General features: G+C 44.4%; 21 protein-coding genes. 2 read left to right on the top strand and 19 right to left on the bottom strand.

Annotated features, from left to right (window positions below):
* Positions 1-14: 14 nt before the first annotated feature.
* From N6H06_RS13320 to N6H06_RS13240, 17 genes are all read right to left on the bottom strand, one after another.
* Entirely contained in the window at positions 15-170 is a 156-nt protein-coding gene (locus N6H06_RS13320; protein WP_263707108.1) for a hypothetical protein, read from the bottom strand.
* A gap of 264 nt (positions 171-434) precedes the next feature.
* Positions 435-806 (bottom strand): hypothetical protein, encoded by a 372-nt coding sequence (locus N6H06_RS13315; RefSeq protein WP_263707107.1) that lies wholly within the window; start codon positions 804-806, stop codon positions 435-437.
* A gap of 235 nt (positions 807-1,041) precedes the next feature.
* Entirely contained in the window at positions 1,042-1,545 is a 504-nt protein-coding gene (locus N6H06_RS13310; RefSeq protein ID WP_263707105.1) for a hypothetical protein, read from the bottom strand.
* Between the two features lie 65 nt (positions 1,546-1,610).
* Positions 1,611-2,120, bottom strand: coding sequence for a hypothetical protein (locus tag N6H06_RS13305; protein WP_193754494.1), 510 nt, complete (start codon positions 2,118-2,120; stop codon positions 1,611-1,613).
* 22 nt (positions 2,121-2,142) lie between these two features.
* Positions 2,143-3,681 carry a hypothetical protein gene (locus tag N6H06_RS13300; RefSeq protein ID WP_263707102.1) on the bottom strand — a complete coding sequence of 513 codons (1,539 nt, stop codon included), beginning with the start codon at positions 3,679-3,681 and terminating at the stop codon, positions 2,143-2,145.
* A gap of 24 nt (positions 3,682-3,705) precedes the next feature.
* Entirely contained in the window at positions 3,706-4,218 is a 513-nt protein-coding gene (locus N6H06_RS13295; protein ID WP_263707100.1) for a hypothetical protein, read from the bottom strand.
* A 19-nt stretch (positions 4,219-4,237) separates the two neighbouring features.
* Complete coding sequence (locus N6H06_RS13290; RefSeq protein ID WP_263707099.1) at positions 4,238-4,558, bottom strand: WXG100 family type VII secretion target; 321 nt, start codon at positions 4,556-4,558, stop codon at positions 4,238-4,240.
* 9 nt (positions 4,559-4,567) lie between these two features.
* Positions 4,568-4,864: a hypothetical protein gene (locus N6H06_RS13285; protein ID WP_263707097.1), complete on the bottom strand. Its 297-nt coding sequence runs from the start codon at positions 4,862-4,864 to the stop codon at positions 4,568-4,570.
* A 60-nt stretch (positions 4,865-4,924) separates the two neighbouring features.
* Positions 4,925-5,380, bottom strand: coding sequence for a YueC family protein (locus N6H06_RS13280; protein WP_062748153.1), 456 nt, complete (start codon positions 5,378-5,380; stop codon positions 4,925-4,927).
* The gene (esaA, locus tag N6H06_RS13275) at positions 5,370-8,543 is read right to left on the bottom strand and encodes a type VII secretion protein EsaA (protein ID WP_263707095.1); all 3,174 of its coding nucleotides are present in this window, start codon (positions 8,541-8,543) and stop codon (positions 5,370-5,372) included. Before esaA ends, N6H06_RS13280 begins: the two co-directional genes overlap by 11 nt.
* Positions 8,544-8,569: 26 nt before the next feature.
* Positions 8,570-12,994, bottom strand: coding sequence for a type VII secretion protein EssC (gene essC / locus N6H06_RS13270; RefSeq protein WP_263707093.1), 4,425 nt, complete (start codon positions 12,992-12,994; stop codon positions 8,570-8,572).
* A 23-nt stretch (positions 12,995-13,017) separates the two neighbouring features.
* Positions 13,018-14,322, bottom strand: a complete 1,305-nt coding sequence (gene essB / locus N6H06_RS13265) for a type VII secretion protein EssB (protein WP_263707091.1) — start codon at positions 14,320-14,322, stop codon at positions 13,018-13,020.
* Positions 14,323-14,348: 26 nt separating this feature from the next.
* Positions 14,349-14,588: an EsaB/YukD family protein gene (locus tag N6H06_RS13260; protein ID WP_011245544.1), complete on the bottom strand. Its 240-nt coding sequence runs from the start codon at positions 14,586-14,588 to the stop codon at positions 14,349-14,351.
* A gap of 74 nt (positions 14,589-14,662) precedes the next feature.
* Positions 14,663-14,956, bottom strand: a complete 294-nt coding sequence (locus tag N6H06_RS13255; RefSeq protein WP_062748159.1) for a WXG100 family type VII secretion target — start codon at positions 14,954-14,956, stop codon at positions 14,663-14,665.
* A 330-nt stretch (positions 14,957-15,286) separates the two neighbouring features.
* Positions 15,287-16,171: a carbohydrate ABC transporter permease gene (locus tag N6H06_RS13250; RefSeq protein WP_062748161.1), complete on the bottom strand. Its 885-nt coding sequence runs from the start codon at positions 16,169-16,171 to the stop codon at positions 15,287-15,289.
* Entirely contained in the window at positions 16,152-17,033 is an 882-nt protein-coding gene (locus tag N6H06_RS13245; RefSeq protein WP_062748162.1) for a carbohydrate ABC transporter permease, read from the bottom strand. The genes N6H06_RS13250 and N6H06_RS13245 overlap by 20 nt, the downstream gene beginning before the upstream one ends.
* A gap of 61 nt (positions 17,034-17,094) precedes the next feature.
* Positions 17,095-18,372 (bottom strand): ABC transporter substrate-binding protein, encoded by a 1,278-nt coding sequence (locus N6H06_RS13240; RefSeq protein ID WP_095237805.1) that lies wholly within the window; start codon positions 18,370-18,372, stop codon positions 17,095-17,097.
* A gap of 210 nt (positions 18,373-18,582) precedes the next feature.
* Between N6H06_RS13240 and N6H06_RS13235 the strand changes: the two genes are divergently transcribed.
* The gene (locus tag N6H06_RS13235; RefSeq protein WP_062748166.1) at positions 18,583-19,476 is read left to right on the top strand and encodes an AraC family transcriptional regulator; all 894 of its coding nucleotides are present in this window, start codon (positions 18,583-18,585) and stop codon (positions 19,474-19,476) included.
* A gap of 111 nt (positions 19,477-19,587) precedes the next feature.
* Here the strand turns inward: N6H06_RS13235 and N6H06_RS13230 are convergent, their stop codons facing one another.
* Both N6H06_RS13230 and N6H06_RS13225 read right to left on the bottom strand, forming a co-directional pair.
* Positions 19,588-20,385, bottom strand: coding sequence for an ABC transporter ATP-binding protein (locus N6H06_RS13230; protein WP_263707083.1), 798 nt, complete (start codon positions 20,383-20,385; stop codon positions 19,588-19,590).
* Between the two features lie 408 nt (positions 20,386-20,793).
* Entirely contained in the window at positions 20,794-21,666 is an 873-nt protein-coding gene (locus N6H06_RS13225) for a YitT family protein (protein ID WP_062748171.1), read from the bottom strand.
* A 223-nt stretch (positions 21,667-21,889) separates the two neighbouring features.
* Between N6H06_RS13225 and N6H06_RS13220 the strand changes: the two genes are divergently transcribed.
* On the top strand, positions 21,890-22,663 hold the full coding sequence (locus tag N6H06_RS13220) for an acetoin reductase (protein ID WP_011245536.1): 774 nt from the start codon (positions 21,890-21,892) through the stop codon (positions 22,661-22,663).
* Positions 22,664-22,688 lie beyond the last annotated feature (25 nt).

Raw genomic sequence — 22,688 nt, 5'->3', positions numbered from 1 at the left:
ACTCCCGCTCCATTCTAATTCTTATATTCCTCATGATATTGTTTGTTCTCTTTCACTAATTCTTCCACTGTGGCATCTTCTCCCCTTTGATTACGAATAATATAGTCTTGCAAATCCGGATAAATGGTCGTCGTTGAACGATCACTGCTTCCTCTCAAACTATCGCTCACCGTTGCCCAGTCTTGATTTTGAATCGCTGGAAACTAGCACTTTGTCGTTTAGACGTGCTTGCAAAACCCCTATTCTCTAATTGCTCACGCTTTTCAATTGATTAATGCACTAGATTATAAAACTACCGTTCAAATTTCCAATGAAGTAGGAAAAAGGAAGCCATCTAGCCTCCCTAAGTTGTGTTTCTTATTAAAATTCGTTCTTCCCTCTACAAACATCTTTTCCTCATGTAGCACTAACAATCCCCACTACTCTAACCTTCTCTAGTCTGGCGCCTCAACTCCATTTTCTTCAAGAAATCCACGGAAATCGTCATTGTATACAGATCCTACATCGATGTAATCATTAATGACCATTGAATTCGCGGATCCATACTCTTCTCCTTCAGTAATCTCCTCTGACACGTCCATTGCTTCAAATCGATTATGCTCCAATGTTTTATAAACCTCAATTGCTTCTTCAGGATAATCAATTGTGGGAACCACTTCAGAGATCGCTTCCCAACGTTGTAGCAGATCATAGGTAAGGTCCGTTGGTGTTAATTCAATGTCATGGGGATCGCCTGTTTCATCATACTTACTGGTTTCTGCCTCCATATGCAAAGCCCTACCTGCATAGTTGTATTCCTCAATCAAGGCATACTTTTCCTCCAATTCCTTTTGTCGTTGCTCTTTATGCAAAAAGTAGAAGGTTATGTAGAGAATGATGGCAATTACAGAAGCTATTACAATTGCCTTTTTCGGTTCATTACTTCGGCTCCGTTTCGTCAGGCAGGTGTTTTTTGCTTGTCGTCCTAATAGTTCCTCAATTGTTTTTCCTCTTCTGGTAAACTACCATCGATGATTTTGGATAACCCTTCTAGAAAAATCATTAAAAGAAAAAGTCCGCATAGATCGCTTCAACGATTTCCGCATCATCGATTTTCCATTCTCCGTCTTCTTTTGTCATTTCGATATCGATATAATTTATTTTTTCAGGTGGTTGTACTTTTTGAGGATGGAGCCGATACTGGACCGTTCCTTCTCGTCGATTGACTTTTGTATGGAGGACACCGTATTGACTATTAGCAACCACTGCATATTCGGTTGTTCGTATTAAAAATATATTCATGCTTGGGGATTGACCAGCTTCTATTAATTCATTTATTTTATTTTGATAGTCTTCGGTAAACCAAGCGCCGTACTCCCTTTCAATTACTTCCTGTATTGGTTCACTACTGCCGTGCTCTCGAAGTATTTCCCCATCCTCATGGGATGCCAGTAGCGTTTCTAATGCCTCTAAACTTTCTCTTTCCGCGGCTTTTGTATTCACAATGCAGCCTGTGGCAAACAAAGCGATTGCAGCTAATAAAATAGGCAACCGTATTCGTCTCACTTGATCACTCTTTTCCACTTATAGCGTAAAGTATGAACTTTCATATCAATTTGCCTTCATCATGCTTATTCAATAATTTCTTTTTCCTTTAATAACGTTTCAAAATTTCCTTCTCGTATAACCCCGTCACGAACATATATATATATACTTTCTGTTCCCCCTAAATCTTCTCCTTCTGGTAATTCTTTAGATAGAGCGACTACTGTATCCTGCATGGTCTTTTGACTTCCAATCAGCTTTCGATACACCTTAATCCAATCTCCTTTATCGACTTCATCCCAAGGAAATTCGATTGAAGGAAACGCTTTAGACACAGCTTTCCACCTTTCCATCGTATGTTCTGTCTCTTCTGTAGGCGTCAGCACAATATCTTTCACGTTTCCTCTCTGTTCATAGTTACTATAATCGATTTCCATGCGAAGGATGTCTGCAGTAGTAGCATACATTTTCAATTCACTTTCCACTGCATGCATTTGCTGTCGTTCTTTTCCCTGATATTGTAAATAACAAAAAACTAAGACTCCTACACCGACAACCATTATTGTCACGAGAACTCTCCATTTCCATTTTGTCATTCTTAACGCTCCGTCCCCATAACTAATTTTCCTCATTATATCGTTTGTTCTGTTCAACTAATTCCGAAACCGTGACATCTTCCCCAATTTGGTTGCGAGTGATATATTCCTGTAAAGCAGGATAAATTGCCGTATTAGAATCATCGCCGCTTCCCCTCAAACTTCCACTGATCGTTTGCCAGTCTTGATTTCGAATCGCTTCTTCTGGATACTCAATAGTCGGATCAATTGCTTTTACTTCTTTCCATCGTTCTAGTATTTCATATGTTGCTTCGGTTGGTTGAATTTCCACAACAAATTGACTCTTCCCGTAAACATTTCGCTCTGAAATAAGCAACTCCATACCTAAATTGCCTGCTGTTACCTTTGCCTCTTTCACTGTTAACTGATTATCAAGCTCCTGTTTTCCCGTTTCGTGCCTAGTAACTACATCAGCTATATTAACCACTCCACCGACTCGCTTACTAAATTCCTCTAGTACTAGCTGCTGTATTTCTTCCCCAATAAAGTTTTCTGTATAATTTGCACGCTCTTTCATCAGTTCTTCATGCTCTTCCGCTTCTAAACTGTTTACAGCATCCGCACCAATATAATAGCTCACTGTCGATTCATTGATTCGGACTAAAACAGGGTACTCCATGTTAAGAAACTCTTCCCTTGTCATATCGCCGGCATATTGCGAGATGTTTAACGTCAGCTCTGTTTCAAAGGTATGAATATGCGGATCTACGTTTCGTTTATATGATAAATGGTCAACTTTGGCAAGGAAAGGGATATCGACACCGCCTGTTTTAGCCTCTGCTTCCAAATCCAAAATAGCAGTTTTGTATTGGGTTAACAACGACAAATATGCTCTCACTTTTTCAGTATTATACTTTTCCTCTTCACCACCAAAATGAGTGTTTGGCCCATTATTCCCCAAGTACAAATACGCTTGTAACATCGCTATCTCTTGATCAAGGGCTTCTTTGGATACTAACACTTTATCATTTAAACGAGCCTGCAAAGCCTCTACACCTTCGTTGCTAATCATGCTTTCGATTTCTTTAATTTCGGCGATGGTGGCCTCGTCCAACACCTCACTCTGTATATACTGGTACAGCAACTCTCGCTCAGCATAGTTGAGGGCTTCGCCGCTTTCCATTTTGATGAGCAGGCTGGTAATGAGGTTTTTGTCTTCGAAGATGGCTTGTTTTAGCTCATCCACGTTTAAGGTGGCGAGGCCTTCGCCATTTTGGCCGAGTCCGTTTGTGAAGGCGTTGAGGGAGGAGTCGAGGGCACTCAAGCCGGTTTGCGCGGCGGAAAAGTCGGCTTTTGCGGTTGAGTCGGCTGCGACCATGCCGTCCCAAAAGCGGTGAATGGCTTGGAGGTCTCCGTAAATGTCACCTTCTTCTACGACTGTAATATGCGGAGGGGAAAAGCCTCTATTTGCCAATAGTTCTTGCGTGCCTATACTCTCGGATTTTATACGCAACACGCTATCCATGTACTCCGCCATAATCTGTTTGTATTCCTCAATTAACCGGTTTAGTTCCTCGCGGTCGGCGCGATGGTTGCCCATAGGATCACCTTCCTCCTATTGATTTTATAGAGCACGGAGCTTGCTTTGTGTACTAGCGATGTTGGCTTTGACAGAGTGTATCGACGCTTCGTTGGTGGCGATTAGGCGCTCTAGTTGAAGGGTCGCCGCCCGTTGTTGTTCGATTTCCCGTTTGATCTGTTGGGCTTGGTGCTCTAGTTTTTCGATCATTTCTTGGATGTTTTGTCCTGTCGTTTGTTGGGTCATCCGCCGGGATTGTATTCGTTCTTGGATCTTTTCTAATGCTCGGCTTTCTAGTTGCCCCGTTTTGACGAATTGGACTGTGGCCATGGGAGATGCTTCGCCGCTAGTCAGTTCCTCGAGTCGTGCTTGTTCAAATGCGACGTTTTGTTGGTGTTGCCGAAGTTCTGCTAGCTCTTGTTCTAGTTTTTGGATGGCCATGATGCCGCTGTCGTAGCGTTGCTGGTAATCGGCATTTTGCCGGTATAACGATTGTAACTGGGACTGGTTCGCTGACAAGTGCGCGTTTAGTTTTGTCAGTTCTGCCTGTTTGTCCATAGTACCCCCTCTTATTGGCTTATTGATCGGCTAGATAATGGTTGACTTTCGTTTCAAATTTGCTGCTAATGTCTTCGTCTGTCTCGTTCATCTGCTCGATGGCTTGGTCGAGTGTTGCTAGCATTGCTTCCATCAATGCCTGCGTTTGCACAAGCGCCTTTCTCAAGTCTGCGCTTGCGAGGTCGTGCTCGGCCTTGGCATCTCCTTTCCAATCGGACACAGTATCGATTAAAGCGTCTAGTTTGCTAATCGCTTCTTCCATCCGTTCGCCTGGGATTTGTCTCGCTTTCTCGATTAGGCTTTGTACGGCAGCGGGGTCGACTTTGATTTCAAGTGACATGTGTTCACCTCACCCTGTAAATGGTTCAACTTCATTGATTTTTTGTTGGAATGTCGCAGCGGCTGCTTTTAATTCTTCTAGCGACAGGGAAAAGCGGGTTAGGAGATACTCTTTGATTAGCGCACTGCTTTCCGCAAAAGCGTCAGCGGACTCGCCTGTAAAGATGCCCTCGCTTTGCATCAGTTCAAAAGGGGTAAAAAAATCAGTCAATATGCTGGTGACTTCTTCTAACAGCTCTGCATACGTGTCGTTTAACTTGTTTAATTGCTCGTCGCTTATTTCAATTTTGTCTGGGCCGACCAACATCGTCTCTTCACCTCTATTCTCGCTTGCATGTCCGTATTTTCTGTTTTGACAAAAACATAGTTATTCGTTCATTTGCGCGGTTTTAGGAATAATATAAATCAATAAAACAGAAACGAGCACGGTGGCCACAGCTGCTAATATCCATGGCAGCACGTTTACTTTTTCTTCTGCCTGCACCACTTGGCGGGCCAACTCTTTTTCCTCTGTAAACAGCCCGGCGCTTGCGGCGAGGTTTTCCTCACGGTTTGCATCCGCACTACTCGCAAACAGGCTGTCTTGTAGTTCTGCGTATGTTTCTTCCAATGGCTGAGTAAATGTGAGTATTTTCTGCTCTTCAGGCACTCTGATTTCCCTCTGCTCCGCTTCTGGTTTGTATTGGCGCAGCTCTAACAGCACTTCCCGCTCTTTATAAACACCAGGTTCCACTCGTTCTTCTTCGGCAAAGCTTGGAGTTACCAAGGACAGGAGCAGCGTTACGCATGCTCCTGCCCCGGCAATGATGGCCTTACATTTCATAAACGTCATCCTCTTCTTTTCGGCTGTTAACGACCACATGGCGAATGATTGGCAAAGCAATCGTTGCCGCTGCAATGAGAGCTAATGGGATCATGCCTGCGAGAAACGCATTTTGCGGGCTCGCTTGAATGGAAATATACAGCTCCGCAATTGGGTTATTTGTACGGAAGTTTGGCATGGCCATATCAAGGAGCGGGCTTGTAAAGAATAGAATGAACGCGACACTAAGCAGCCATCCGACCCACGGGCCAGCCATAAAGGCAACGCGGATAAGGCCAGCTGTCGCTAAAATCAAGAGAACGGTAATGATCGTCCATTGGATCGACTGGCTCTCGCTCATTGTGTAAATCGTTAATCCATAAATGCTGATTACCAAACCAACAATGATCGATAAAATGCTAAACAACGCGATATTGACCGCAATTGGCACAGAATTATAATGGTGTGTCAAAAATCCAATCAGCAGGCTCGACAGCAGCACAATCACAAGAACGATGATTGGCGGTGTCATTCGTTCAGCAGGTCCTGTTACTTGCTCGCCGCTTACATCAACAGGGCTAGAAAGATGGTTATAGACATAGTCATTATGGTGCCCGTCTGACAGCGCATTGCCAAGAATCGTGTGAATGTCCTCGTATACTAGTTCAGTTGTTTGGACGTTGTCTGACCATCTCGTATTTAAATCATCAGATTTGGCTTGGACTGCCGTAACATTGCTGTGTAAGTCTTCCGTTTGGGCAATGATATCGTCTTGGCGGTTGCTAAGAGATTCAACTGCTGCTCCCAATTGTTGGACTTCGCCTAATGATGTTTGTTGATTGGTAACGACCATTTGCCCATTTAACCCTTCGACAGGCGCTGGGTCTGTTTCGATTGCTCCATAGCTTTCGGATAGGTTCGCGCCAATAGCGTTGCCCGTTTCCGCAATCGCCGCCACTTCTTCGCGAATGGCTTGTTGTTCTTCGGCAATTGCTTGTTCTAACTCGTTTAGCACGTTGTTTGCATCAGCGACAAATTGATTAAATTCCGCTTCTGCTTCTTCAACGGATTGTTGGGCTTCTTCCAATTGGGTTCGCTTGCCCATAAACGAATCGACTGATTGCCGCGCCTCGTCAATTTTTTCTTGAACCTCGCGGACACGGTTGTCTTCATCGACAATTTGCTTAATCCGGTCTTGATTCAAGTAGCCTTGCTGGCTGTATGCCCAATCCAATTTGGCCAGCTCGCCGTAATAGGTAAGCAGTTCCCGTACATTTGTCGACTGAATCGGACTGTTAATCACGGACGGAGATGCGCCTATTCGGTTGAAAACGGCTTGTTCTTGCTTGTGAACTTCCTCGATGACTGGATCAATCACTTGCGCTTCCAGTTTCTCAACATACTTTTCCAAACGTGTTGCATAGCGTTCCAGTTTTTCTACATAATCAAGGAACGCATCGGTCACTTCTCGATGGTCATCGATTTTCCACTGTGCCACTTCTAACGTTGGCTCCATACTATCAAGGAGCTCCATTGCTTCTTCCCACACGCTTTGCAGTTCTTCAGGAGTAAAAGTGACAAGCTGGGCATGGTACGGCGTAAAGGAGAGTGCTTCCTCTCTGTCTTCTTCTTGTTCGCTTTCTCCTGCTGGTGGCTCTTGCTCAGGATCCCCGTCGCCATCGCCATCTCCACCTCCATTGCCGTCTCCGTCGTTATCTTCATCTTCAGGAGGATCTGTTGGCTCTGACGGGGGTTCCTCTCCGCCGTTTCCATCGTCATCGCCATCGCCATCTCCTGGTTCAGGTGGTGTAGGCTGTTCATTATCGTCGCCGTCACCGCCATCTCCATCTCCATCTCCGTCTCCATCGCCTGGCTCAGGTTCTGGTGGCGGCGGCTCTGGAAATTCAATTTCTTCAGGATTTAACTTGCCGACTAGCTTTTCAATCTCGGCAATCGTTTCTTCTGCGTCTTTCAGTAGGTCTTCGTCAATTGGCTCTAGCGCTTCCTCTGGTTGTTCAGGGCGAAGGATGTTCGGTTGTGGCCGCTCCTCCTTTGACAAATGCCGGCGCACACTTAACGTTTGCCGGAACTGAGCTTCTGCCTGTTCTCCTTGCGTCGCATTTGCATATTTTCCAATTAGCTCTGCCTGTGCATTTGGCAGCCGATCGACGGCTAAATCTTGGGCAGCATATACTTGGTTTATTTCGCTATTAAACCCGTTCATGTCGCCATTAAACTTATAGGCGCCAATTGCCCAATCGTCAAACAAAGAAACCACTTTGTCGCCTTCATTGGAAAGCTGTGGCGTAAAAGCATGCTGGCCTTCCTGGACGTTGCCGCTTCCTGCCTGCAATGTCTGCTGGTAGTCAGCCACTGCTTGGTTGACAAGCTCCCCATTTTGAGCGTTCGCCTGCACCATCATCTCCGTTTGCTCATTGTGGTAAGCCATGTAGGTATCAATCGCATTGGTGAGTTCATCAAAGCCTGCTTGTGCTTCTTCTAAACTAGTGCGAGAGCTTTCCGACAAATTGACTGTGTCCGAAGAAGTGGCAAATAACTGGTCCAGACGGCCTCGCTGCGTTTCAATTTCATCTGCCAATTCTTGTGAGCTTGGCGAGTAAAATGAATACATTTCATTTAGGAAATCGACTTCCTTTTGTAGCACTTCATCAAAGTTGCTCCGGACTCGGTCGACTTCCTCAGACACATAGCGCCAATATTGGGTGCTAATTTGCTGGTTCATTTTTAGCTGCGCACTCTCTAGCTCTTTTTGCACCCGCTCTTGGTTTTCTGCATTTAAGTTATTATAAATTTCATATTGTACACTGGCCCGGTTCGGCAGTGAATCTTGAAAGGACATAATGTTCTCGGAAAAAGAGGAATCAATATAAACGATCGCATCATATTCCTGATTGGCTAGTCCTGCTTGGGCAGAGGCTCTGCTAGCCACTACCCATTCGTATTCCGAGTCATCTTGCAATGTTGGCACAATATCATTTCCTAAAATAAGTGGTTCATACTCCTCATATTGGTAGCCTTTGTCCTCATTGACAATCACGATCTTGCCAGACGCTTTTTTTTCTTCACGCATCGGTTCTTTCCCGATGTACTGAAAGAAGGCAAACGGTACGGCGATAATGATTGCCACAAGCAACAACAGTTTTAACATATGTTTTTTCCGCAATTAAACCACCTCGCTTGTTCTTTCGTTTATGGAGCTTCCGGTATTTTGATTTTCGTCTCGATTCCATTGACGACATAGTAGCCAAAACCTGGGGCAATCTCTTCTTCATTTCGCGTGAACGAAAGATTGACAAGGGTTTGGTCTGACTTTTTCATGACGATGATATAGTGGCGCACCAACTTCAATTCTGCAGTAAGAGGATCGAAGCCTTTCGTAAATTCTACGGAATTGCCACACACAATCATACGAAAGCCTAGATGGCTCGAATTTTTCATAAGCTTCGCCAACTTATCTTGAATGGCCGCATCAACCGTTTGTTGGAAGCGGATCAGGCTGTCGATTAATAACAGCACTGGCGCAAAAGCTGGAACCGTTTCTCCATTGTTTAACGCATCCATGTAAGCTTGTTCCCGAACAGCCATTTTTTCTTCAACCGCTGCCACCCAGTCTTTAATCTGTTCTTTTTGGTCTATATAGGAAATAAGCTTCTGTCCGACAAAAGCAGAGAGCTTGCGGTCTGTGCCGTCAAATAGCCCAATCTCGTCAACTTCCTGTTGCAAATAGTAGTTTAATAGTACTTTGGCAACGTTCGTCTTTCCTTTCCGCGGCTGGCCGACAACTAACAGATGAGGCTCTGACTTCGTTTGTAGGAATACTGGCTTGACCGTATCTTCGTCAAGAGCAAAGGGAATGCTGTCGCCTGGGTCGCCAACACGCGTTTGGAAAGAAGCCAGCGATAGCTGTGTAGGCAGCATCGCAATTTTTTCCGGCAGCTTGGCGTCTTGATAACGCTGGCCTAAATCGGCAATCGCTTTTCTTGTTGCTGCCATCATTTCCTGATCATCTTCACCGGCTTCTGGCAAATACATTTGCGCAAAATAGTGGCTGTCTTTCGCTAAAATGGCGCGGCCAGGTATCGGTTCGATTTCGTACTTGCTGCGGCCGAGCAGCGTGATGACATCGTTTCGGTCGTTCATAAAGTGGACAATCTTTGTTTTCATTGTATTCATGAGTGGCTGGCGCAAAGCATTCGCCCGCGTCGCTGTTAGACTTACATAAATGCCTAGAGACTGGCCATCTCGGGCAAATTGGATAAACGTTGATTCCAACTGCTCGTATTCTTCTTTGATCAAATCAAAGTTGTCAATGAACATAAACAGAACAGGCAACGGCTCTGTTGCTGTTTGGTTATACATCGTCAAACTATTGACTTCTTGAGCCAGGAACCGTTCGCGGCGATCGTCCATCTCCGCTTTTAGCAAGGCAATGGCCTTTTCGATTTTGCGTTTTTCATCGATTTTAAAATAATCAGCTGTATGAGGAAGTTGCCTAAACGGCAACAACGCACCATTCCCAAAATCAAAAATGTAAAAGTGAAGTTCTTCTGGGCTAAACGACTTTGCAAACTGGAGCATCAATGCCATAAGCGTTGTAGATTTTCCGTACCCGCCAGAGCCAAATACAGCAATATTGCCGTCTTTTAGCCATTCATAATAAACATTGAATTGCCTTTGTTCTTCTGGCTCATCAGCAAGCGCCAACGGAAACTTGTCCGCCTCTGTATCTGTTTGAACAGGGGGGAGCCATTCTTCAAGGGGGTCAAGCCATGGGCTTGAGGCTTTTTGAATGGACAGACGTTCAGTTGTCGCTTCAATCTCTTTAACAACAGCTTCAATCTCAGAGATGCTCTTTTGTTTTTTCCCAGTAGCAGCTTGGACGTTGGAAATGGGCACTAAGCCTGCATCAGTGACTAATGCAACATCTTCCTCGCCTTCATGGGTTTCGCGCAAATACGGTGCCCCGCTCCATGCGGACTGGAACAATTCATACAGCTCGTTATTGCCGACTTGCAAATAGGCGCGCCCTGTTACAGTCAAATTGGCGGCATCGGGATTTTTCAGAATTTCTTTAGAATCTAGAGCGTCTTGCACTTTTAATGCGACTCGGAAGCGGGCGTTACTCCAAATTTGGTTGTCAATAATTCCGCCTGGCTTTTGTGTGGCAAGAATGAGGTGGACGCCAAGGCTACGCCCGATCCGCGCTGCACTTACGAGTTCTTTAATAAATTCAGGTTCCTCGTTTTTCAATTCCGCAAATTCATCAGATATGATAAACAGATGTGGCATCGGTTCCAATACCTGCTTCTGTTTATACAACTCCATATAGTCATCGATATGGTTAACTAAGTTTTGGTCAAACAGCCGCTGCCGCTTGCGCAGTTCGCTTTTGATCGACGCCAACGCCCGCATACTAAAGTTCTTGCTGTCGTTGATGTTGGTAATGGTGCCGAGCAAATGGGGAATATTTTTAAACGGCTGTGCCATCCCCCCGCCTTTGTAGTCAATGAGAAGAAAAGCAACTTCGTGGGGATGGTAATGGACTGCTAACGATAAAATATACGTTTGCAGAAATTCACTTTTTCCCGAACCTGTTGTCCCTGCAAGCAAACCATGGGGCCCATGGGCCTTTTCATGGATGTTCAGCTCAAGAAGTTCATCCTTTGCTTTAAATCCGACGGGCACAGCGAGCGACTCGGCGCTGTTTGTCGTTTGCCACCGTTGTTCAATTGCAAGTTCTTTTGTATGCTGGACGCCAAACATTTCGAGAAAAGACGCCATTTCTGGTATAGAACGGCTCATGCCTCGTTGGTGGTTCAATGACGCCAGCAAGCGGGCATACCTTTCATTTGTCGTTGCATCCTGAGGGTCAAAGGTAAAGCGTTTATGTTCCGCTTTCCGTTCTCTGATGACAATCTCGCCTTCTTTTTGGTTGACGGCCTTGACGATCGTATGGACATATTCGGTTAAGTTTTCTTGTGCATCGGTGAGAAAAATAACCGACATGCCAAGAACTTTATCCGGCCCTTCCAAATATTCCATGATAGCATGGTCGCTTATCAAACTGCGATTGGCGACTAAAAAGACAAAGTGAGGGATGAAACGCTTTGGCTTGTCTTGGCTTTGTTCCAACTCCCGCTCCCGCACCATTTCATAAATCGATGTCAATAGTTGGTCTCGTGTCCGCTCATTGTAAATAAACCCTTTCGCGTACATATGGGGCAATTGAAAATGAGGGAGCCATTTCATCCATTCCCAATTTGCATACTGGTCTTCGCTGAAAACAGCAACGAAACGAAGGTCATGGTAGCTTTGAAAAAAGGCAAGTTGCCCAACCATTTGAGCGACTTCCCGTTGTACCGTCTTCAGCTGGCCGACATAGCCAATGGAACCGCTCGCTAAGCTAAGGCTAAGGGGCGCATCATTAATATGAGAATAGTGCTCTTTTAACTTTTCGCCTTCTTCTAGCAGCTCGTCACGATCTCGATTCGCTAAATCGCCACCTGGATCGGCAATATGAAAACTTATCGGGATCGACGATTTCCCAACACGGACATGCATAAAATCATCGTCACCAACTGTTTTCTCCCAGATACGGCCATTCAAGTTAGCTGCCATATATTTATTTTCCTCAAACGACGGAAAATGGTAATCGAGTACATGCCGTTGTTTGTCAGCCATTTCCTGAAGTTCGACGCGCTTTTCCTTCAAGTAGCGTGTATAAACACGTTGCCGTTTTTCCTCTTTTTGCTTGCGGATTTTCCGTTCGCGGAAATAGTTGACGGTCGAAGTGATCAGCGTTACGGTAAACATTGTGGCCGAAATAATGATAAAAATGCCCCGAGGGATGAGCAATGCGACAATTCCCATGACAATGAGCATCGCTAACGGCGGCAATACGATGAGCCAGAGGGCACGATGATTATCGTCCAACTCCTGGCCTGGAATGGAAAAAGTCACCCGGTCTTTTGGCTCTTCATAAATAATCCGCGGCGTTCGCCGGTACTCAGGGTATTTTTTTTTGCTTTCTGAAGTAGGAACCGCTATGCGCGCGAGTCGCGTTTGCAAAGGATCGCTTGATTCAATTGCCAATAAGTCGCCTTCATTAATGACAAGTGCTGTATAGCCAAGCAATAGCACATCGCCATTCTTTAATGGTTGCTTGTTTGTAAGGGCTTCGCCATTTACAAACACCTGACTGTGCTTATTTGGATAGACAAACCAATTGCCGCCTTTCTTTATGAGCGTACAAGAGGCAGAAGGCTTCTCACTAGGCAAAACAATATCGGCTGACTCCTCAGGCCCAATGGAAAGGAACGTTTCTTTACCAATAAAATACATCCGTTCGCTTACCGCTTCGTCTTTATACACAAATGTGACGGCAGAGTCATTTTCTTTATACTGGAATGATTCACCGGCCGCTAAAACTTGCTCGCCTGCTCCCTCTATGTCAAGCACACATTGCTTTTGGCCGCTAGCGATTTTAACGCGGATTTTAGCATGCAGAGGCGGAACGAGCAAATCAACGTCCTCGCTTGCGCCTAACAAACGCTCTGTTTGGCTTAAGTCAAGCTGCTGTACATACGAATCATAAAATACCCACAGTCTATCCATTGTTCCATCTCCTACGTGCGCACTTACTCATCTGCGTTCTCCTCTTCCTCGTTTTGCTCAGGCTCGTCCTCGTTTTCTTCGCCATCTTCCGAACGCTCTTCGCTTTGCTCTGGCTCTTCTTCAGGCGCATTGTCATCAGCAGCGGCGTCCGCTTCTTCCTCCGCTTCCCGTTCTTGTTGCTCTCGCATATAACGGTCAATATCAGCTTGAATATCGTTAAGCAATTCTTCACGCTCATCTCCTGACAAGCTGAGGTCTTGGCGAACGGCATCACGCCACTTTAAATTCGCATACATTTCTAGCTCTCCGTCCTGCAACTGGCGAGCGATTTCATTGGCTTCCTCATTTTCACCACGGCCAATTGCAATCCAATATTGGAAATAAAGCTCTTCAGCTTGAAGCGTCAACGTATTTTGCACATTTGCTGTCTGATCCACGTTCAAGTCTTCATTAGCAACATAGGATTGAGCCAACTGGTACTGGACAACGCGGGGCATTTGGCTCGGGTTATATGGTTCCAATGCAGTAATGACATCACTTGGCTTGCTGTTAATATAGGCCTCATTGCTGGCAATAAAGGCGTCGTGACGCGGATGAAGGAAAAAAAGCGCATAGACGGTAAAAACAATAGCCGGTATAAGCAGTCCTGTAACAGCAAAAAACAAACTTTTTTGCAAGCGCCATTTTTGCTTTGGCACCATATGCATCTGGCTAGCGCGTCGCTCTTCTTCTTGGATCCATGTCTCTACACAGCTCAGAAGCGCTTCAATTGAATCAGCCTCTAGCAATTTTTTTGCCTTTGCCGACAATTTCATTGTGTCAGTAAAATTCATGTACTCCACAAAGCGATGCTCGCCATCAAGCAATACAAGCAACGTTGTCTTAAGCTCAGCAAATAGCTTTTCCTCATTCTTTTCATAAGGTGGGAGGCTTTCTTTAATGCCATAATGGATAAAGTGAACATCAAGCCCCTCTGTTACTAGTAAATTTTCCGGACAGACAATTAAATGCAGCCTGGAACTGTGATGCTCGGCAACCGCGCGAATAAGTGAGTGGCCAATGATTTGTTTTGCGTAATCGCCTTTTTTCCGAAACTTGCTAAAAGGCAGCATTGTTTCTTGCGGATGAATGGTAATGACAAGCTCATCTTCTGCTTCAGCAATTGTACGCTCGAGCAGCGGGTCTTGTTGTTTTAACAACTCCGCTTCTAGCGAATTAGACAGCTTTATTTCTGCGGTTTGAAATGTTAATGTATATGTATTCGATTCTGCGTCCCTGTAAAAAGCTGCACCCGTTTGTTCTTCTAAATAAAATCGCTTCTTCTCCATTGCATGTCCGACCCCTTCAACCAGTGCTATAAGATTTCCAAGCGGTCTCCATTTGTTACACCACGTTCAGCAAGTATTTGGCTGCCGTAGACATGAGTTTCTTTGTTTTGGACACGGATCCAGCTCCCATCACGCCGTGGAACTTCCAGCTTCTCAATGCCCCAAACGAGATCAATGACTTTTTTGGCTGTATATTGATCAGAGAGGCGCAAATCAAACCGTTTCCCTGAGTATCGGTTCATGTCAACTGTTACAGTGATGTACATCAAATGTCACCCTTTCATAAGGAAGGACGCAATTGTAAGGAATTGCGTCCCAAAATGTTTCTATTCGTCGCCAATTAACCGCGAATGTTGCCCGCGATTTGTTGGTCTGTTTCTTCAAGTGTCCGCCCGCTGTTGCGAAGTTGTTCAGATACTTCGCCAAGCAAGTCGCCCATGCGGACAAAGGATGGCTTTAATTCATCGTACTGTTGAATGAACGCCTCTGAAGCTTGGCCATCCCACATTCCTTGAAGCTGGTCTCTGTAACCATCTAATCTGCCCACGAGGTCATGTATCTCACCACTTGAGCGGTTGTAATCATCAGCTTTTTGGTAAAGTTCTTCTGGAGTAACGCGAATAAGTCCAGACATAGTAAATCCCTCCTTAATGGTTTATATTATCATGGTAGCCAGTGGAGATTTTACCAGTCAACCATGATCTTACAAATTTATAGAAAACAGTTATATAGTACTGATATTATCAATTTTCACACACTGTAGTTAAGACCTTCTTCCTAGAACAACTTGGCTAGTTTTTTGCCGTTCTAAGGCTCAAGCCTTAACGATTTTGTTGTTAATTTCAAAATTATCCCATAAATATGAATAATCTTTTTTGTCATTGGCATCAACGCATCGAAAAACCCAGCCTGTTTGAGCTGGGCTTCACGAAACTTCGAAGCTATATTTCACTAAACTGACTGTTTAGCCTTTTACGCCAGTAAGGGCAATCCCTTCAATGATTTGCCGCTGAGCAAAAAAGTAAACAATCAGCACAGGCACGACGGAAATAGTCGCACCGGCCATCATTAGCGGCCAGTTTGTAACATAAAGCCCTTTAAATGTTGCTAATAGCAATGGGACAGTAAACAATGTCGTATCGCTTAAAAACACGAGCGGCTGGATAAAGTTATTCCAGATGCCGATAAATGAAAAAATAGCGAATGCTGCTAGTGCCGGTTTAATGAGTGGCAGCATAATTTTCGCATAAATATACAGCGGGTTGGCGCCGTCCATCACCGCCGCCTCTTCCATTTCTTTTGGTATCCCCATCATAAATTGCCTTAACAAAAACACGCCAAACGCATTAAATAGCGCATTCGGAACGATAATTGACAGATGTGTATTGACCCAGCCGATGTTATCCATAATGATGTACAGCGGAATGAGCGTTACTTGCATAGGTACCATCATCGTTGCCAAAAAGGCGATGAACAGTACCTTAGAGCCTGGAAATTTCAATTTGGCAAAAGCGTAAGCTGCCATTGAACAAGTAATGACTTGGCTGACGACAACAATGGTTGAGATGTAAAAGCTGTTAAAATAGGCACGCCCAAAAGGCATTGCTTGCAAGGAATCGGTGAAGTTGCTCCATACAAACGGATCAGGAATCCAAACAGGCGGAACGGCAAAAATTTGTTCAAATGACTTTAAGCTGCTAAGCGCCATCCAAATAAACGGGCCTGCCATAACGATCGAGCCAATGACTAAAGCCAAGTGCAACAAGATTTGTGAGATGCGGATCCGGCCGCGTTTTTTTTGCTTAACTGGCCCTGGGTTAAGAACTGGATTATCTGCCGCCGTCTTCATAATGCACCCACTTTCTAGATACAGAGAATTGGATTAAGGTAAAAATGAGGATGATCAAAAACAAAATCATGGCTGAGGCTGTACTTGGCCCAAATGCCGTACGTGTAAACGCCATGTCAAAGATATGGTACACAAGTGTATAACTCGCTTTCCCAGGACCGCCTTGAGTCATGACATAAGCTTGGTCAAACACTTGGAAGGAAGCAATCACAATCATGATCGCCACGAAAAAAGTCGTTGGCGATAATAGCGGAAATGTAATATGCCGGAATTTTTGCCACGGCGTCGCCCCATCAATGTCAGCCGCTTCATAATAGCTGCGGGAAATCCCTTGCAGCCCCGCTAAAAAGATAACCATGTTTGTCCCAAGCCCCCACCAAATGCTGAGCGCTGCAATCGAAGGCAACACAAGCTTTTGATCAGTCAGCCAGTTTGGTCCGTCAATGCCGACCATGGCAAGAAGCTGGTTGATTAAACCAATATCCCCATTTAATAGCCACATCCAAATAACTCCGATTGAAACAGAACTGGTTACAACAGGCATGAAAAACAGCATTCGATAAAAATCTTTGCCTTTGACTTTATTTAATGCAAGCGCAGCACCTAGGGCTGCAATGATGCCTCCAGGGATGACGAGCAACGAGTAAATCGTCGTATTTCGCAAAGCAGTCCGAAAAACAGGGTCTTGAAATTGTTGAATATAATTATCTAAGCCGACAAACGTCTGCTCCCCAAAACCGTCCCAACTCATGAAACTGAGGGCAAACGCGAATATGAGTGGAAGCAATGAAAACACAATCATGCCCAGCAGCTGGGGAGCGATGAACGCATAGCCCCACCATTTTTCCCGTTTTGTATACATCTCCAGCTCCTCCTTAATCGATGCGCAAGAATATCAAGGGGCACAAGGGGCCCCTTGGCTGTTACTCTTCTAACGCAGCTTTCGCAATTTCCGTCGCTTCTTTTAAAGCGTCTTCAGGCGTCTTGTCGCCAAGTAGCATCAATTCATACACATCATTTAAGTCCCTATGGAGTCCCGGCGATGTATACTCAAGACTGACGACACGCCCTGCTTCGCGGGCATCGAGTAAGTACTGGCCATGCTCTGGTTTTTCTTGGTTTAATACCACCTCATCAATTCCAGTAACGGAAGGAACAGCGTTGCCTTCACCATCGAGGCGTGTTTCCTGGCCTTCCTGGGAGGTGTAAAACGAGATAAACTTCATTGCCTCTTCGACGTGCTCACTTTTTGAGTTTGCAGCCATATACGCAGTAGCAATATTCGCCGTTTCTAACGTATTTTCTGTATTAGAAGGCCATGGAATATAATCAAAGTCAATGCTTGTTTCCAAAAACATTGGTGTCAGCCAGCGGCCTGCCCCTACAAAGCCGACTTGGTTGGACATAAACATGGCATCCATGCCCTGCCCTTCTGGCAGTGTGCCAGCAAAAATAAAGTTGCCTTCTTCAACCATACGATGGACAAACTCGAACGCTTCAAGCACTTTTGGATCAGTGTCGCCTATGACTTCATCATCTGTCGCAAATTCGCCACCATTTGTCCAAATCCAATTTAGTAAATGCGGGTGGCCACCCTCTTGCACAAATCCGTATTTTCCGTAATCACGTAATTTTGCCGTCACTTCTTCAAACGCTTCCCAGTTCCAATTGCCTTCTTCATAATATTCTTGTGGCGACTTTGCGCCGGCTTCTTCGAGCAATGTTTTATTGTAGTACATTAAATACGGATTACAATCAACAGGCAGTCCGTAAATGGTTCCGTCTTTCCTTGACGCTCCCCAAATGTCATCGGTAAACTCATCTGCTTTTACGTAAGAATCTTCTGTCTCTAAAAAGTCGGAGAGCGGTTCGATTGTTCCGTTTTCGATTAACGTAGAGATGTCCTCTGCCCCAACGTAGAAAATATCAGGCGCTTGCCCTCCCTGGAGGCGTGTTGTCAACGTTTGAAAGTAATTGTCATTCGGAATGCCAGTGAGCGTAACTTCAATATCGTCTTGCATGTCATTAAAGGCATCGACTGCACGATTGTACACTTTTAGCTCAGCTGGATTGCCCCATGCCGAAAATGTCAGTTCTACCTTTCCTCCAGCTCCTCCACCGCCTGAAGTATTACCGCTACAGCCGATGAGCAAACCAGTCGCAAGTGCAACAGACAGAGATGAGCATATAACCTTTTTCATTGAAAAGCCTCCTTTTTCACTTTAGAGTAAACGTTTACATAAACAATCGAGAACGACCAATTTTCTGACGCGTTCTTCTATACATCTGCGAAAGTTGGTATATAATAAGTATACAATGTTAGCGCTTTCTTTTGGCTAGTAACATTTTTGCGAAAGAGGGTAATATTTTGCGGTATAGACCATAATAAGGATGTATAAGGAGGCTCCCAAATGAATAAACAACAACCATTTACAAGAGGGTCCCATTCTTTTACCTTCCATTTATTCCCTGATACTGGCTTACTCAATTTATGGAACGTCGGGTGGGAAGTGCAAACCGACACAAGTTACTACTGGGACGGGAACAAGCGCGCCAGAGATAATGACAGCATCATTTTCCAATATACAATTGCCGGTTCAGGCGTGCTGGAAATCGGCAAGGAGCGTTACACCGTTGGCCAACATCAGGCTTTTATTGTATCTGTACCAAGTGACCATCGCTACTACTACCCTGAAAACGCGAAAGAACCATGGGAATTCATTTACATTTCTTTGCAAGGAGCATCTGTGCAAGAAATATGGAAACGGTTGATCCAAAAGTCAGGTCCGATTGTTTCACTGCCGCCAAACTCACCGCTTATTCGCTCCCTATATTCGATTTATGCGGACACAAAAGCGGACGGGCTGCGCGATCCTTATTTAGCTGCAACGCAAGGGTACCAATTTTTAATTGAATGTTTTCGGGCCATGACAGAAGAGCGGCCGCAAAATGAACCATACCATTACCAGCGCGCCCTCGCTTATATAGAAGCCCATTATCATGAACAAATTTGCCTTGACAATATCGCAGAGGAAGTAGGTGTTTCCCGTTATACACTAACACGTCTATTTAAAAAGCAATTACACACAACGCCAATCTCCTATGTGACAGACTTGCGCATGCGCAAAGCTTGCTCTCTTCTTCTTCATACAAACCGGACAATTAAACAAATTGCCGCTGACGTCGGCTATCCAGACGATAATTATTTCCATAAAGTATTTAGGCGCTACACCGGTTCAAGCGCAACCCAATTCCGGCGCAACGGCGATTTATCGCAATTATATGCCAGGAAAATCGTCAAATAAAAACAGAGGCTGCCAAAGATCGCGCAAAACGTCTTTGGCAGCCTTTGTAAGTTCTTCTAATGAAACGACTTTCTTCATTAAATATCGCAACGTTTTCTCAATCTCCGTTGTCTAGTCCGTTTGCAATGAGGTTGTTGCTTTTACCCATGGCCGTCCATTTGCCCATTCTACCGTAAGAGGCAGCCCTAACGCCTCACTTACAAGACTAGCTGTCAATACTTCTTCTTTCCTGCCTGCAGCTAGGACTCTGCCCTTTTTCAGGAGCAATACGTGGCTGATGGACGGAAGAATTTCTTCTGGATAGTGGGTCACATAAAGCAACGTTGGTGCTTGTTTTTTTGTCAACATGCGCTCTACTTCAGCGAGCAACTGCTCCCGTGCAGACAAATCAAGCCCGCTTGTTGCTTCATCCAAAATTAGCAATTCTGGCTCATTGATTAACGCTCTCGCCATAAAAGCTTTCTTGCGTTCCCCTTGTGATAGCTGGCTTAGAGGCGAAAAAGCAACGTGTTCTAAACCCATTGAGCGGGCTAGCGCTAACGCCCTTTCCCCATCTGCTTTTGTGATCGCTTCGTGAACACCAATTGAGGCATGTACACCACTGACAATCACATCTGCACACGGCATCCCTTCATGCATTTGATAACGCTGATCAAGAGAGGCACTGACCCAGCCAACCCTTTTCCGCAACTCATGGATGTTGACGGAGCCAAAAATAGACCCTAAAACCGATATCCTTCCAGCTGATGCCCATTCATATCCTGTAATCAGCTTTAATAACGAGGTTTTTCCTGATCCATTTGCACCTAATATCACCCATTGCTCCCCAGGCCTAACTTGCCATGAGATGTCCTGTAAAATGTGTTTTTTGGCTTTTTGAAACGAGACATTCTCTAAATCGATAACCATCTTTCTCTCCCCACCTCTTGTCCTTTTACCATTGGCACCACTTTACAAACAAGCCGATTTGGCCGCAACTGCTCGGCTTGCGTCAGGCAATTAGAGACTCCGCCTGAGCGTGGCCAGACGCAAAGTTTGACATGATTATATTGCTATTGGCCATTAGCACGATTATACAATAAAAAAGACAAATGTTTCCGAACAATTGTCCTTTAAGGGCGTAGCCAAACGCGTCAAGAAACGAACTTTTAAAAAGCATCCTCATAGCGGACAAGAAAAGGAGACCGGAATAACTCTCGGGCCTTGAGTGCGTCCACTTTTAAAACGGGCCTCCTTCGCATCCTTATTTGAATCAGTTTAAGTACGATCGATCTGCGAGATCGTGAAAAAGAAAGGGGAATCGACAAGGCCCTGTTGCTAGTGAATATTACGTTTTCTGAAATTGCCGCCCCTCACTTCTGCTACATCATATACAGTAACAAAAGCATCTTCGTCAATTTCTTGAATAATTTCTTTCATTTTACTTTCTTCCAAGCGGTTAATGACACAAGTGATTTCCCTAAATTTTTCTTTCGTATAGCTGCCGTACACTTCATTGTACGTTGCACTTCGGCCTAAGCGGTCACGTATCGTCTCCCCCATTAATTCAGGTTGAGTTGTAATAATCTTAAAGGTTTTAGAACCGCTTAAACCAACTTCAACGACGTGAATCACTTTAGAAGCAATAAAGTAAGCAATACCGGATAGAATGGCGCCTTGCAGACCAAATACGGTTGAAACAAAAATAAATACAAACAAATTTAAGAAAAGAATTAGGTCGCTTGTTCCAAACGGTAATTTTCGGGAAAGCAGCACAGCCAGCATATCAATTCCATCTAATGCTCCACCATTGCGCAACGCCAGTCCCATCCCAAAACCGAGGACAATACCACCAACAACGGTAACCAACAACGTATCCCCTTCAATAATCGTTGGAATATGGTGCATAAGACTGGTACTAACAGCTAAGGAAGCGATCCCGATAATCGAATAAATGGCAAAACTTTTGCCAATTTGTTTATATCCTAACCAAATAAAAGGGATATTGATGAGTGCTATTAGAACTCCTAGCGGCAATCCGAATAACTGTGAACCTACGATACTAAGGCCAGTAACGCCCCCATCAGAAACGTTGTTCGGGATTAATACCGCTTCCAGTCCGTATGCGGCAATAAATCCACCAATCATGATGGCCATTCCCCGCAAAATCTGTTTTAGTTTTTTCGCCTTATGATTTTTCATCGTGCTCATATGAAACCTCTCTCCACTATTTTTTCTCCGCTTTCAATAAAATGACGTTTTCTGTCCTGTTTTATAAAAAGGGATAAACTTAAAAAACCTTTCATCAAAGTTATGATATTTTTTATATCAAACCAAGCAAAGAATTTAAAGCAATATGTACTTTTTGTTATAATTTTATTACGGCAAGGAACCAATGTCCTTAGCTATTTTAATCTAAAAAGAGGGATAAACTATGGCAAAAGTAGCAATTGTAACTGGTTCTGCAGGCGGCTTAGGTAAAGGGATTGCGGAAAGATTGTGTAAAGATGAATTTAGCGTTGTTCTCCATGATATTAATGAATCATTATTAAATGAAACCGTCTCAGAGTTCGGTAAAAAAGGGTATAACGTGATCGGCGTAAAAGGAGACGTGGCTAAACGAGAGGACCAATTCAATTTGGTAAAAGAAGCCGTAAATACATTTGGTCGTTTAGATGTGTTTGTAAACAACGCTGGTATTGATGCTGTATCTCCATTTTTAGAAATTACCGAAGATCAGCTCAACAAATTATTCAGCATTAATGTAAATGGTGTTGTTTTTGGCACTCAAGCAGCGGCTGAACAATTTATAAACCAAAAATCAAAAGGGAAAATTATTAATGCTTGTAGCATAGCTGGACATGAATCTTTTGAAATGCTTGGAACCTATTCTGCAACAAAGCATGCTGTTAAATCTTTTACTCATTCAGCTGCTAAGGAATTAGCCAAACATCAAATTACAGTTAATGCTTATTGTCCCGGCATAGCTAAAACAAAAATGTGGGATCGAATTGATGAAGAAATGGTTAAGTATAGCGACGATCTAAAACCAGGTGAAGCATTTGAGCAATACTCCTCACAAATCGCCTTGAAGCGATACCAAACGCCGGAAGACGTAGCAAACTTAGTGTCTTTCCTTGCATCTGATGAAGCTGATTATATTACAGGCCAAGCAATCCTAACGGATGGCGGCCTGGTTTATAGGTAAGAACCCAAATGAAAGGCCTGCGGCT

It is taken from the genome of Shouchella tritolerans (assembly GCF_025770735.1).
Taxonomy (GTDB): domain Bacteria; phylum Bacillota; class Bacilli; order Bacillales; family Bacillaceae_D; genus Shouchella; species Shouchella tritolerans.
Note: the sequence above shows the minus strand (reverse complement) of the source record. Positions and strands in the feature narration are given on the sequence as shown.